The following is a 13,253-nucleotide window of genomic DNA, read 5'->3' as shown; positions in this document are numbered from 1 at the left end:
TTCACTGGTGACCAGTCGGAGCTGAGCGGCTGAACCACTCAGCCGAGACCGGCGAGTTGGAGCAGAAGTGACTTCACATCGATGGCCGCGACGCGGTCACCGACAGCGCGGGGGGTGGAGCAAATGAGGAGCGGACCGTCGTCGTCGCTCGCTGGTATGCGGCCATGGCTGCCGCGAATAGGTGACGGATCCAGGGGCACGACCGCCATGCGGTAGCGCATGCCGAGTTTCTTGCGGGCGAGCGCGGTCGCCGCCTTGACCTTGACGTAGGGGTCGAGGGGATCCATGAAAAGTTCGACCGGGTCGTAGCCGGGTTTGCGATGGATCTCGACGAGTCGCGCGAAGTCGGGCGCGTGGGCGTCGTCGAGCCAGTAGTAGTACGTGAACCAGGCATCCGGCTCCGCGACGGCGACGAGTTCGCCGGAGCGCGGATGGTCGAGGTGGTGGGCCTTCTTCCCCTCGTCGTCGAGGAGTTGCTCGATGCCGGGCAGACCGTCCAGGGCGGCCCGGGTCGCGTCGAGGTCTTCCGGCCGGCGTACATAGACATGGGCGATCTGGTGATCGGCGACCGCGAAGGCACGTGACGCCATCGGGTCCAGGTACTCCATGCCGTCCTGGGTGTGTACCTCGAGCAGGTCTGCCCGCCGCAGGGCGCGGTTGATGTCGACGGGGCGGCTTACGCGTGTGATGCCGTACTCGGACAGTGCGACGACGGTACGGCCCTCGGAGCGCGCGTCGTCCAGTAGCGGGGCCATGGCGGCGTCGAGGTCTGCGGCCGCCTTCAGGGAGCGCGGGTCGTCGGGGCCGAAGCGCTGCAAATCGTAGTCGAGATGAGGGAGGTAGCACAGGGCCAGGTCGGGGTGGCGAGTGCGGATGATGTGGCGGGTCGCGTCGATGATCCAGCGGCTGGACACGAGGTCGGCGCCGGGGCCCCAGAAGTGGAAGAGCGGGAAGGTGCCTAGTTTCCCGGTGAGTTCGTCGTGCAGGGCGGGCGGCCGGGTGTAGCAGTCGGGTTCCTTGCGGCCGTCGGAGTAGTAGATCGGACGGGGGGTGACGGTGATGTCGGTGTCGGCGCCCATGGCGTACCACCAGCAGATGTTGGCGACGGTGTAGCCGGGGTGGGCGCGGCGGGCGGCGTCCCAGAGCTTGTCGCCGGCGACCAGGCCGTTGTGCTGGCGCCACAGGAGTACGTCGCCGAGGTCGCGGAAGTACCAGCCGTTGCCGACGATGCCGTGCTCCGAGGGGTGGGTGCCGGTGAGGAAGGTGGACTGGGCGGCGCAGGTGACGGCGGGCAGAACGGTACCGAGCGGGGCGTGGGAGCCCGACTGGGCCAGTCTCTTGAGGTGGGGCATGTGGTCGAGGAGACGGGGGGTGAGGCCGACGACGTCGAGGACGAGGAGCGGGGTGGGTCGGCGCTTGGCGGTGGCGTCCGGTCGGGGTGCTGGGCGGCCTCGGGGCGAGGTGGCCGGGGCTGCTGGGGCTGTAGGGTCCGCCGGGTCGAGTGGCTCGGTCATGGCAGCTCCTTCAGGCCGAGGTCGGTCAGCAGATCGCGGGCGAGGGTGAGTTCTGCCGCGATGCCGTCGGCGAGCTGGCTACGGGCCCGGGGCCGCAGTTCGGGTGGGAGGGCCTGCCAGGTGTAGGTCTCGACCTCGAGGTGGCGGGTGAGCGGGTGCGGCCCGCCGACGAGGCGGGTCAGCGCGGTCTTGAGGACGGGGAGTGTGGAGGTGAGGGGTGCGGCGGGAGCCGCGTGGAGCGGCACGTGGAAGTGGGCCCGCCATGGCGAGGCATCGGGCAGGGCGTCGCCCTTGAGGGCCTCGCCGAGGTCGTCGGTGCCGCGCAGGCCGGCGGCGGTGGCGGTGCGGGTCTGGTGCAGGAAGCGGGGTTCGTCGAAGGCGGCAAGGGCCTCGCGGACTTCGGGGAGATGAGGGTGTTCGGCGTGCAGAGCGGCTGAGAGCTGGGACTTGACGACGGGGACGCGGGCTTGGGCGAGTGCGTCCAGGGCGGCGTGCGGATCTTCGAAGGAGGTGGCGAGGTGACAGGTGTCGACGCAGATGCCGATGCGGTCGTCAGCGATCGCGCCGAGTGGGGTGATGGCATCGGCCGTGGTCTCGACGGTGCAGCCGGGTTCGGGTTCGAGGCCGACGCGGATGTCGCGGCCGGTCAGCTCCTGGAGTGCGTCGAGGCGTTCGGCAAGGGTGAGCAGCGCGGTGCGGGCGGTCTCGGCGCGGTGCTCGTCGTAGGCGGTGCGCCAGGCGAGGGGCAGGGTGGAGATGCTGCCCTGGGTGACGTCGTCGGGGAGGAGTCCTGCGAGGACACGGGCCAGGGAAGTGGTGTGGTCGAGACGCTCGGGGTCGGCCCAGTCCGGTTTGTACACGCGGTACTTGACCTCTTCGGCACCGAAGCCTTCATACGGGAAGCCGTTGAGGGTGACGACCTCGAGGCCTCGCCGGTCGAGTTCGGTGCGCAGTCCGCGCAGGGCGGACGGGTCGCTGACGAGGGCGTGAGCGGCGTCCTTGGCGAGCCACAGGCCGATGCCGAGGCGGTCGCGGCCGAGCCGTCGGCGGACGGGCTCGCAGTGGTCGCGGAGTTGGGCGAGGACACCGTCGAGGGTCTCGGCCGGGTGGACGTTGGTGCAGTAGGCGAGGTGGACGGTGGAGCCGTCGGGGTGGCGGAAGCGCATGGCTCACGCCCCCGTGGCCGGGGCGCCGGCGGGGTCGTGCCCCTCGCTCGGTGTGCCTGCCGGCCCGTCAGGGTCCTTCGGGGCGCCGCGGAGGATGGAGTTGCCCTCGTGGGTGGCTTCCGGGGTCGTGATGTCGAGGTCGAGGCGGCCGCTGAGCCCGTAGAAGGCGACCGGGTTGCGCCACAGCACGAGATCGACGTCGTCCGCGTCGAAGCCCTCGGCCAGCATCAGGTCGGCGACCCGGCGGGTCTTCAGGGGATCGCTCCTGCCCCAGTCGGCGGCGGAGTTCACCAGTACCTGCTCGGTCCCGTACTCGCGGAGGATCGCGACCATCCGTTCCTCGTCCATCTTGGTGTCGGGATAGACGGAGAAGCCGAGCCAGCAGCCGCTGTCCTTGGCCTCCTTGACGGTCGTCTCGTTGAGGTGGTCGACCAGGACGTGGTCCGGGGGCAGCGCGGACTCCCGGACGACATCGAGGGTGCGGCGCAGGCCCGCGAGCTTGTCACGATGCGGGGTGTGCACGAGCGCCGGCAGTTCGTGGGCGGCGGCCAGCTGGAGCTGGGCGGCGAGCGCGATGTCCTCGGCGGCGGTCATCGAGTCATAGCCGATCTCGCCGACGGCGACGACCTGGTCCTTGACGAGATACCGGGGCAGTTCGTCGAGGACGGGGACACAGCGTGGGTCGTTCGCCTCCTTGGGGTTGAGGGCGAGCGTGCAGTGATGGGTGATGCCGTGCTGGGCGGCACGGAAGGGCTCCCAGCCGAGAAGGGAGTCGAAGTAGTCGAGGAAGGAGGTGACCGAGGTGCGGGGCTGGCCGAGCCAGAAGGAGGGCTCGACGACGGCGCGGATGCCGACTGCGTGCATGGCCTCGTAGTCGTCGGTGGTCCGAGAGGTCATGTGGATGTGGGGGTCGAAGAGGCGCATCAGGACTCCTTGCCGTCGGTGCCGCGGGGGCCGTCGGGGGCCGGCGGAGTGGCTGTGGGGTCGGTCAGGGTCAGGACGCGGTGCAGGTCTTCGGGTACGGGGCGGCCCGCGGCGGCGCGTTCGGCGGCGTAGTCGCCGAGCATGCGGGCGAGTTCGGCGTCTCGGTGGGCGCGGCGGTCCAGCTCGGCCACGGCGTCGACCGGCACACCGGTGAACAGGCACTTCAGTACGGCGTGGCGCCACTGGTGGGGGTCGAGGTGCCGGGCGGCGTAAGGGCCGACGGCGGCGGAGAGGAGGCGGGTGTCGTTGGTCCGCAGGGCGTCCTCGACGAGCGGGAGGGCGTCGGGGCCGGGCACGAGATGGGGCAGCGCGTGCAGGACGGCGCGGCGTTCGGCGGCGGTGCCCTGGGAGTAGACGCGGGTGACGGCGTCCGCGTCGGCACGGGCCGCGTGCAGGATGAGGACGCGGGCGGCATCGGCGTACTCGGACCCACAGCGGCGGCCGGCCTCGGCGATGCGCAGCTCCCAGACGGAGATGGGGCCGTGGGTGCCGGGGTGGGCGGCGGCCTCGTGGAGGGCGCGGTGGAGCCAGGCGCGGGGGGCTGGGTCGAGGCGGGCGGTGAGGTGGGCACGCAGGGCGGGCGGCGGGACGAGGGCGAGGGGGGTTCCTGGGGCGATGGACGGGTTCGCGGCATCTGCGTGGCCTTCGACGCCCGGTCCGTGCTCGGCGCGGTCTCGGTCTTCGGCGTCGGCTCCGGACCCGGCGTCGGCTCGGCCCGCACTGCCCGCTCGGCTCTCGGCGCCCATCCGGCCGTCGCTGCCGGCCAGTGCTTCGAGGTCCGCTCTGCCACCGGCGTCGGCTCCGGTCCCGGCTGGGCTCTCCTCGCCCGTTCGGGACTCGGCGCCGGTCCGGGTTTCGGCGCCCGTTCGGTTCTCCGTGGCCGCGCCCGGGGGTGCCGGGTTGGTGCGGGGTTGGCTCATGAGGTGCTCCCTTCGGGGGTGGCGGAGGGATCGCCATGTGGTGGGACAGGTCTGGGTGAGCGCGTGCCCGCGGCCTCGGCCGTGCGGAGGAACGGGAGGGAGAGTTCGGCGAAGTGAGGGCCCGCGTGGGAGTGACGGGGCAGTTCGACGACGGTCAGACCCTGATAGCCGGTGGCGGAGAGGGCGGCGAGGACGGGTGGGAAGTCGATCTCGCCGTCGCCGAAGGGAAGGTGTTCATGGACGCCGCGGCGCATGTCCTCGATCTGGACGTGGCGCAGCCAGGGCGCGGCGGCACGTACGCAGTCGGCGGGAGGGAGGGGTTCGAGGCACTGGCAGTGGCCGATGTCGAGGGTCAGTCCGAGAAGGTCCGGGTCGCCGAGGGTGCGGCGGAGGCGGTGGAAGTCGGAGAGGGTGGCGAGGAGGTGGCCGGGTTCGGGTTCGACGGCGAGGGGGACGCCTGCGGTGGCGGCGGCGTCCAGGACCGGGGTGAGGGCGTCGGCCAGGCGGGGCCAGGCCGTGTCCGGGGCGGTTCCCGGCGGCGTGGTTCCGCTGAAGCAGTGGACGGCGTGGGCGCCGAGGTCGGCCGCCACGCGGACGGCGCGGATCAGCAGGTCGATGCGGCGGGCGCGGTCGTCCGGGTCGGGGTCGAGGAGGGAGGGGCCGTGCTTGCGGCGCGGGTCGAGGACATAGCGGGCGCCGGTCTCCACGGTGACGTCCAGGCCGAGTGTGTCGAGTCGTTGGGCCAGGCGTTCGGTGCGGGCACTGAGGTCGGGGGCGTACGGGTCGAGGTGCATGTGGTCGAGCGTCAGGCCGACGCCGGCGTAGCCGAGGTCGGCGAGCAGAGCCAGGGCGTCGTCGAGGCGGAGGTCGGCGAGGCCGTTGGTGCCGTAGCCGAAGCGGAGCGGATGGGCGAAGGGCGTTTCGGAGACGGGCGTGGCGTGCTCGGTGCTGGTGCCGTGCGGGCTACCGCCGGGCCTCGGTGAGCCGGTCGGCCGGGGTGGGACGGCAGTGGGGCGGCTCCGGTGACGTACGCCGGTGGGCGATGTGTGGGTTGCCCGGCGCCGGTTCACTGTGTCTCCTCGTCGGGACCCGGGCGTGGTGCGGAGTCGTCGGGGTTCGCCGATGCCAGTCGTTCGGCGAATCCGGTCAGGGTCGCGTACTGCTCTCCGAGTGCCGCCGGGCCCTCTCCCACCGGGTCCTTGAAGTAGAAGCCGAGTTCGCCGAGCGGGCCGGTCAGGCCGGCCTCGTGGGCGCGGGCGGTGAGCCGGGCCAGGTCCAGGACCAGGGGTGCCGCGAGCGTGGAGTCGCAGCCCTGCCAGATGGTCTGGAGGATCATGCGGGTGCCAAGGAAGCCGTCGAAGGCGATGTGGTCCCAGGCGGTCTTCCAGTCGCCGAGGGCGGGGACGTCGTCGATGTGTACCTCGCCCTCGGGGACCGTGCCCAGGGTGTCGGCGAGGACGCGTTCCTTGCCGGCGTTCTTCGCCGCCGCGGCGGCCGGGTCGGCGAGGGCGGCGCCGTCGCCGCCGCCCAGCAGGTTCGTGCCGGACCAGGCCCGTACGTTCAGCGCCCGCTGCGCGAACATCGGACCCAGCACGGCCCGCAGCAGGGTCTGTCCGGTCTTGCCGTCACGGCCGGCGTAGGGCAGGCCGCTGCGCTCGGCCTCGCGGGCGGCGACGGGATGGTGCATGCCCTCGGAGGGGGTGAAGTTGACGTAGGGGCAGCCAGTGCGCAGGGCCGCCAGTGCGTACAGGGTGCTCGCCGGGAGTGGGGCGTCGGGCCCGTGGGACGCGGGTTCGGTGGATGCGACGTTCACGACCACGGCTCGCTCCAGCTCGTGGCGGTGCATGAAGTCGCGTATGTCGTCGGCGAACGCGGTGATCAGTTCGGCCTCGCTCCTGGTGTCCCCCGGGGTAGGGCCGCCCGGTCTGATCTCCCGGTCGGCGGCGGCGAGTTCGGCGGCGACGGCAGTGGCGGTGCCCGGTGGGAGGACGCCGCCGGCGGTCAGGGTCTCGGCGCGTTTGGGCAGGGGGCAGTCGACGGTGTCGTGGCCGCCGAAGACGAGGTCCGAAAGGGCGGGCAGGGCGCTGTCGGTGAACGCCGGGGTCTCGGTGACCATGCCGGTGGGCGGGTGGAGTCCCGCGGTGATGGCGGCGCACCCCGTGACGACGGTGGTGGCGACGGAGCCTCGGGCTCCGATCAGCCACACTCCCACACGCGGTCGGGAGAGGGACGCGGACATGGGCAGCCTCCTTGTCGTGCGCGAACCCTTGGGGGAGGGACAAAGACGGCGGGCGGGGGTCCGGCGTCCCCCGCCCGCCGCCGCTCAGCCGCCCGTGGTGGGCAGTTCCTTCAACTGGATGTTGCGGAAGGAGACCTGGTCTTCGGCGCCATGGTTCTGAAGGCCGATGTAGCCGTCGGTCAGGCTCCGCTCGGGGTCCTTGTTGGTGAAGTCGTTGATCTTGACTCCGTTGAGGAACACCTGGAGGCGTTCGCCCTGGACCTTGATCTCGTAGGAGTTCCACTGGCCGGGCGGCCGCAGGACCTGGTCACGGGCCTTGATGTTCGCCGACTTGAACGAGTAGACGGATCCCGTGGTGCGCTCGGGCGCGTCCGTGGCGTCGATCTGGATCTCGTAGCCCTTGTTCACGGCGGACCAGGGGTCGTCGGAGGCCGGGAAGCCCACGAAGATCCCGGAGTTGTCGTCGCCCCGCATCTTCCAGTCGAGCTTGAGCGAGTACGACTTCAGCTCCTTGGCCTGGTACCAGAGCAGACCCATGCCGCCCTCGGTCTCCAGGGTGCCGTCCTTGACGTTGAACTTGCCGGGGCCGGCCTGCTTCCAGCCGTCCAGGGTCTGGCCGTTGAAGATCTTCCGGTAGTCCTTGCTCGGCTTGCAGTCCGCCTTGACCTGGCCGGTGGCGTACCGCAGGCCGCCGAGCAGGTGGGCGCGGAAGGCTTCCTCGGCGTAGGACTCCTTGGTGTGGCCGCCGCCCGTGTAGAAGGACCGGCCGCCGCCGTAGCTCTGGCACCAGGCGATCGGGTGGTCGCCCTTCATGTTCCCGCCCTGGTAGGTGGTCTCGTCCAGGGTGGCCAGGACCTTGGCCTGCTCGCGCGGGTTGGTGCGGTAGTTGTACCACTCGTCGGTGCGCTCCCAGGCGTCGCCGAGGTGGGCGGTGGACGGGTGGTCGTGGTCCTCGACGCGGACGGTGGCCTTCTGGATGGCCGGGTGCGAGTCGAAGTAGGCGCCGACGAGGCCGCCGTAGAAGGCCCAGTCGTACTCGGTGTCGGCCGCGGCGTGGATGCCCATGTAGCCACCGCCGCCCGCGACGTAGTCCTCGAACGCCTTCTGCTGCTCGGCGTTGAGCACGTCACCGGTGGTGGACAGGAAGGCCACCGCGTCGTACTTGGCGAGGTTGGTCGTGGTGAACTGGCGGGCCTCCTCGGTCGCGTCGACCGTGATGCCGGCCGGACCACCGAGCTCCTTCAGGGCCGCGATGCCGGCCGGGATGGAGTCATGGCGGAATCCGGCGGTCTTGGAGAAGACCAGGACCTTCTTGCCGCCCTTGAACGGCTGGGTGGAGAACTCGAAGTCGTCCACGTCGTAGAGCGCGCCCTCACCGCCCTTGAAGACCAGGTAGATCTCCGTGGTGCGCTTGGGCAGCGCCCGCAGCGGCACGTCGACGTTCTGGAAGGTCTCCCAGCCGCCGGTGGGCGGGATGTATGCCGAGCCGTGCAGTGGTCCGTCGGGCGAGCCGGTGCGCAGTTCGATGAAGCCGCCCGCGCCGCCGGAGGAGGCCCGCACGGTCATCTTCTTCTGGCCGTCGAACCGGTAGGGGGTGAAGGAGATCCAGTCACCGTCGTTGACGTTGCCGATGGTCTTGCCGCCGTTGGCGCCGGTCTTCTCGATGACCGACACGCCCGACTGGGTGGTGAAGTGCTCGCCCTGGCGGTGCAGGGGCTGGAGCACGGTGCGGGCGGTGCCGGTCAGGGCCTCCTGGCCGTTTGCCCCGCCGTCGGTGTAGCTGGCGCCGACGACACCGTAGATGTTGGCGTTGGGGTCGTGGCCGCCGTCACCGGCGGGCGGCGTCAGCGTGCCCTCACAGCCCATCTCGCTGGTCAGTTCGTGGGCGTGGGAGTCGTGGCCAAGGCTGTAGGCGACCTTGACCTTGGAGCAGTCGACCGTCTCCTCGGGGTCGGTGACGGTCACCTTGAACGGCACGGGCTTGCCGAACTCGGCCAGGGTGCCGTTGCCCGGGACGTCGATGCGCACCTTGGGCTCGGTGTTGCCGACCACGATCCGGGTGCTGGCGTTGCCGGTGTTGCCCTCGGGGTCCTTGGCGGTGAAGGTGGCGGTGTAGGTGCCGACCTTCTTGTACCGGTGGGTGGGGTTGAGGCCCTCTCCCTTGGTGCCGTCGCCGAAGTCCCAGCTGTAGGTGAGGTTCGGGGAGTCGGCGTCCTTGGCGGATGCGGTGAACTTGACGTTCAGACCGGCCTTTCCGGACGTCTTGTCGGCGCTGACCTCGGCGATCGGGGAGAAGCCGTCCTCGGCGTTCTCGATCCGGTACAGCGCGGAGTGCTCGTCGCCCTGGAACCAGGAGATGCCGTAGTCGAGGACATAGAGCGCGCCGTCGGGGCCGAACTCCATGTCCATGATCTGGGTGCCGGTCCACGGGAAGTCGTTGATCTTCGCGACGGAGCCGTCCTGGTTCTGCTCGATCCGCTTGATCCAGCGGCGGCCGAACTCACCGGCGAAGAAGTCGCCGTCGTAGGCCTCGGGGAACTTCACCTTGGAGTCGAGTTCGGGGTCGTAGCGGTAGACCGGCCCGGCCATCGGGGATTCGGATCCACTGCCGAACTCGGGCAGGGAGCCGCCGTCGTACGGGATCCAGGCGGCCTGCGCGGGCGGCAGGTCGGTGAGGCCCGTGTTGTACGGGGAGGTGTTCCTCGGGGCAGCGCAGTCGAACTTCTCGCCGGAGGTGCCGGTGGCGAAGTCGTAGTCGACGTAAGCGTCGTTGTTCCCGGTGCAGAACGGCCAGCCGAAGTTGGCGGCCTTGGTCACCTTGGCGAACTCGACCTGTCCCCCCGGGCCGCGCTTCGGGTCGGCAGCGCCCGCGTCGGGGCCGTAGTCGCCGACGTAGATGATGCCGGTCTTGTCGTCGACGCTCATCCGGAAGGGGTTGCGGAAGCCCATCGCGTAGATCTCGGGCCGGGTCTTGTCGGTGCCCGGGGCGAAGAGGTTGCCCTCCGGGACCGTGTACGAGCCGTCCTCGGCGACCTTGATGCGCAGGATCTTGCCGCGCAGGTCGTTGGTGTTGCCGGAGCTGCGGCGGGCGTCGAAGGCCGGGTTGCGGTTCGGCCGGTCGTCGATCGGGGTGTAGCCGTCGGAGGAGAAGGGGTTGGTGTCGTCGCCGGTCGACAGGTAGAGGTTGCCGGCCGCGTCGAAGTCGATGTCGCCGCCGACGTGGCAGCAGGTGCCGCGGGAGGCCGCGACGTCGATGACCTTCTTCTCGCTGGCCATGTTGAGCGTGCCGTTGGCGTTCAGGGTGAAGCGGGAGAGGCGGTTGACGCCGTCGAACTTGGCGAACTCCTCGGCGGTGCCGGACTCCGGGGCGTCGCCCGCCGGGGTGTCGAGCGGCGGGGCGTAGTAGAGGTAGATCGCCCGGTTGTTCTTGAAGTCCGGGTCGATGCCTACGCCCTGGAGGCCCTCCTCGTCGTGGCTGTAGACGTCGAGCTTGCCGGCGACCTTGGTGACGCCGCCCTGGTCGGTGAGGCGCAGGGTGCCGTCGCGCGAGGTGTGCAGGACGCTGCGGTCCGGGAGCACGGCGAGCGACATCGGCTCGCCCGTCTCGGGTTCGCCCTTGGCGAGCGGCACCTGCTGGAACTGCCCTTCGGCGGCGGCCGGTTCGGCCTGTTCCGGCTGGGCGCCGGCGACGGTGGCCGGGGCGCCCACGGTCAGGAGCAGGCCGGTGAACAAGGCGAGAGTGGCGCGCAGTCCGGGACGTCTGGGGGTGCGGGCGCTGCGGGATCTGGTTCTGTGCACGAAGTCCCTCCGGGAACGGGTGGGCCGTACAGGGTGGATGCGTAGACGTGCGGTGCGGGCGCCGGGGTGCGCCGTCACCCCGGAGGCGTGTATGTCATGAACACTTTCGTGTGTGTCCTGAACACTTCAGGGAAGGTAACCGCGTCCGTCCGGGGCGAACACCCCTTGCGTCGGACTCGGCCGAACTTTCCCTCAGCGCAGGACAAAGCGGGATCCGTGCAGGTCGGAGGGGGGACGGACCGGCGGGTGCGGCCGGCCCCCGTCCCCGACCTGCGCCGGGTGTCCGATTCAGCTGTTGAACGCGGAGTCGAAGGACGCGGTGGGCGGCTCGAAGTCGAATGCCTTGAGACGAGTGAGAGCCTCCGGGGCACCTTGGAGCCGGTCCATGCCGGCGTCCTCCCACTCCACGGAGATCGGGCCCTTGTAGTCGATGGAACGCAGCATCCGGAAGACGTCCTCCCAGGGGACGTCTCCGTGCCCGGCCGACACGAAGTCCCAGCCCCGGCGCGGGTCGCCCCACGGCAGATGGGAGCCGAGGCGGCCGTTGCGGCCGTCCAGGCGCTTGCGGGCCTCCTTGCAGTCGACGTGGTAGATGCGGTCGCGGAAGTCCCAGAGGAACCCGACCGGGTCGAGGTCCTGCCAGACGAAGTGCGACGGGTCGAAGTTCAGGCCGAAGGCCGGCCGCCCCCCGACCGCCTCCAGTGCCCGCCAGGTCGTCCAGTAGTCGTAGGCGATCTCACTGGGATGGACCTCGTGTGCGAACCGCACGCCCTCCTCGTCGAAGACGTCCAGGATGGGGTTCCAGCGGGTCGCGAAGTCCTCGTAGCCGCGTTCGATCATCGACTCGGGCGCGGGCGGGAACATCGCGACGAGGTGCCAGATCGCGGAGCCGGTGAAGCCGATCACCGTGTCGACGCCGAAGGCGGCCGCGGCCCGGGCGGTGTCCTTCATCCGGGCAGCAGCCCGCTGCCGGACCCCCTCCGGGTCGCCGTCGGCCCACACCTCGCCCGGCAGGATGGCCTGGTGGCGCTCGTCGATGATGGCGTCGCAGACCGCCTGGCCGACCAGATGGTTGGAGATCGCCCAGCACTTGAGTCCGTACTTGTCGAGCAGGGCCTTCCTGGAGTCGATGTAGGACGGGTCCGCGAGGGCCTTGTCGACCTCGAAGTGGTCGCCCCAGCAGGCGAGTTCGAGACCGTCGTAGCCGAAGTCGCGGGCGAGCCGGCAGACCTCTTCCAGCGGCAGGTCGGCCCACTGGCCGGTGAACAGCGTGAACGTACGCGGCATTGCGCGTCAGCCTCCTCAGACCGCGATCGGGGTGTAGACGGAGTTCTTCTCGGCGCTCTCCTCCACCGCCGCGAGCACGCGCTGCACATGCAGCCCGTCCGCGAAGGAGGGTTCGGGCCGCCGGCCCGCGGCGATGGCGTGGACCAGGTCGCGGGCCTGGTGGACGAAGGTGTGCTCATAGCCGAGGCCGTGGCCCGGGGGCCACCAGGCGTCCAGGTAGGGGTGGTCGGGTTCGGTGACGAGGATGCGGCGGAAGCCGGCGTGCGCGCCCGGTTCGGTGCCGTCGTGGTAGGAGAGTTCGTTGAGACGCTCCAGGTCGAAGGCGATCGAGCCGCGCTCGCCGTTGAGTTCGATCCGCAGGGCGTTCTTGCGGCCGGTGGCGTAGCGGGTCGCCTCGAAGGAGGCGAGGGCGCCGGAGGGGAAGCGGCCGGTGAACACGGCGGCGTCGTCGACGGTGACCTGTCCCGTGGCGGTCTCGGCCGCCACCGCGGACAGTCCCTTCACGGCTCCGCCGGGCAGCGGGCGCTCCCGTACGAAGGTCTCCGTCAGCGCGGACACACCGCTCAGCCGTTCCCCCGTCAGGTACTGCGCGAGGTCGATGATGTGCGCGCCCAGGTCGCCGAGCGCGCCCGAGCCCGCCAGCTCCTTGCGCAGCCGCCAGGTCAGGGGGAACTGCGGGTCCACGAGCCAGTCCTGAAGATACGTCACCCGTACGTGGCGCAGGCGGCCGAGGCGGCCCTCGGCGACCATGCTGCGGGCGAGGGCGGCGGCCGGCACTCGCCGGTAGTTGAAGCCGACCATGGCCAACTGGCCGCGCTGATACGCCTGTTCGGCCGTATGCGTCATCGCCTCGGCTTCCTCGACGCTGTTCGCGAGGGGCTTCTCGCACAGGACGTGCTTGCCGGCGGCCAGCGCGGCGAGCGCGATCTCGGCGTGGCTGTCGCCGGGGGTGCAGATGTCGACGAGGTCGATGTCGTCCCGCGCGATCAGGGCACGCCAGTCGGTCTCGGCCGACGCCCAGCCGTGCCGCTCGGCCGCCGCGCGCACGGCGGTGGCGTCCCGTCCGCAGATCGCGGCCAGGACCGGGGTGCGGGGCAGGTCGAAGACCCGGCCCGCGGTGCGCCAGCCCTGCGAGTGCGCGGCGCCCATGAAGGCGTAGCCGACCATGCCGACGCGCAGCGGTGGCCTTCCTGCTGCCGTGCCGGGCGGGGACACCTCGGGGCCGGTCCCGGTCCCGGTCACTGGTCCGGACACGCCCGCCCCGTCGGCCATGGCCCCTGCCTGCGCCTCGGCCTCGTCGGGCTGCTGCGGCTGTCCCATGCGATAGTCCTCCTCGTCGTCGTGC

Annotated in this window: 9 protein-coding genes; all 9 read right to left on the bottom strand. The window is 70.9% G+C overall.

Annotation, left to right across the window (positions count from 1 at the left end):
- Window positions 1-38: 38 nt before the first annotated feature.
- The 9 genes from KUM44_RS12125 to KUM44_RS12085 all read right to left on the bottom strand — a co-directional run bounded on the left by KUM44_RS12125 (window position 39) and on the right by KUM44_RS12085 (window position 13,228).
- Window positions 39-1,514: a nucleotide pyrophosphatase/phosphodiesterase family protein gene (locus KUM44_RS12125; protein WP_217207834.1), complete on the bottom strand. Its 1,476-nt coding sequence runs from the start codon at window positions 1,512-1,514 to the stop codon at window positions 39-41.
- Window positions 1,511-2,680, bottom strand: a complete 1,170-nt coding sequence (eboE, locus tag KUM44_RS12120) for a metabolite traffic protein EboE (protein WP_217207833.1) — start codon at window positions 2,678-2,680, stop codon at window positions 1,511-1,513. The genes KUM44_RS12125 and eboE overlap by 4 nt, the downstream gene beginning before the upstream one ends.
- 3 nt (window positions 2,681-2,683) lie before the next feature.
- Window positions 2,684-3,604 carry a TatD family hydrolase gene (locus tag KUM44_RS12115; RefSeq protein WP_217207832.1) on the bottom strand — a complete coding sequence of 307 codons (921 nt, stop codon included), beginning with the start codon at window positions 3,602-3,604 and terminating at the stop codon, window positions 2,684-2,686.
- Window positions 3,604-4,281 (bottom strand): EboA domain-containing protein, encoded by a 678-nt coding sequence (locus KUM44_RS12110; RefSeq protein ID WP_374202034.1) that lies wholly within the window; start codon window positions 4,279-4,281, stop codon window positions 3,604-3,606. The genes KUM44_RS12115 and KUM44_RS12110 overlap by 1 nt, the downstream gene beginning before the upstream one ends.
- Window positions 4,282-4,580: 299 nt before the next feature.
- Window positions 4,581-5,654 (bottom strand): sugar phosphate isomerase/epimerase, encoded by a 1,074-nt coding sequence (locus KUM44_RS12105; protein WP_217207831.1) that lies wholly within the window; start codon window positions 5,652-5,654, stop codon window positions 4,581-4,583.
- A complete protein-coding gene (locus KUM44_RS12100) occupies window positions 5,651-6,823 on the bottom strand; it encodes an inositol-3-phosphate synthase (protein ID WP_217207830.1) in 1,173 nt (390 codons plus the stop codon). The genes KUM44_RS12105 and KUM44_RS12100 overlap by 4 nt, the downstream gene beginning before the upstream one ends.
- Before the next feature lie 84 nt (window positions 6,824-6,907).
- Complete coding sequence (locus tag KUM44_RS12095; protein WP_217207829.1) at window positions 6,908-10,621, bottom strand: ThuA domain-containing protein; 3,714 nt, start codon at window positions 10,619-10,621, stop codon at window positions 6,908-6,910.
- Between the two features lie 288 nt (window positions 10,622-10,909).
- Window positions 10,910-11,908: a sugar phosphate isomerase/epimerase gene (locus KUM44_RS12090; RefSeq protein WP_217207828.1), complete on the bottom strand. Its 999-nt coding sequence runs from the start codon at window positions 11,906-11,908 to the stop codon at window positions 10,910-10,912.
- Window positions 11,909-11,923: 15 nt separating this feature from the next.
- Window positions 11,924-13,228: a Gfo/Idh/MocA family protein gene (locus tag KUM44_RS12085; protein ID WP_217207827.1), complete on the bottom strand. Its 1,305-nt coding sequence runs from the start codon at window positions 13,226-13,228 to the stop codon at window positions 11,924-11,926.
- Window positions 13,229-13,253 lie beyond the last annotated feature (25 nt).

Origin of the sequence: Streptomyces sp. AC550_RSS872 (assembly GCF_019049285.1) — a bacterium.
Taxonomy (GTDB): Bacteria; Actinomycetota; Actinomycetes; order Streptomycetales; family Streptomycetaceae; genus Streptomyces.
This window is presented reverse-complemented; position numbering and strand designations above follow the sequence as displayed.

Excerpts from the sequence above, each read along its gene's own strand:
- KUM44_RS12125 (WP_217207834.1), bottom strand. The coding sequence starts at position 1,514 with ATGACCGAGCCACTCGACCCGGCGGACCCTACAGCCCCAGCAGCCCCG.
- eboE (WP_217207833.1), bottom strand. The coding sequence starts at position 2,680 with ATGCGCTTCCGCCACCCCGACGGCTCCACCGTCCACCTCGCCTACTGC.
- KUM44_RS12115 (WP_217207832.1), bottom strand. The coding sequence starts at position 3,604 with ATGCGCCTCTTCGACCCCCACATCCACATGACCTCTCGGACCACCGAC.
- KUM44_RS12100 (WP_217207830.1), bottom strand. The coding sequence starts at position 6,823 with ATGTCCGCGTCCCTCTCCCGACCGCGTGTGGGAGTGTGGCTGATCGGA.
- KUM44_RS12090 (WP_217207828.1), bottom strand. The coding sequence starts at position 11,908 with ATGCCGCGTACGTTCACGCTGTTCACCGGCCAGTGGGCCGACCTGCCG.
- KUM44_RS12085 (WP_217207827.1), bottom strand. The coding sequence starts at position 13,228 with ATGGGACAGCCGCAGCAGCCCGACGAGGCCGAGGCGCAGGCAGGGGCC.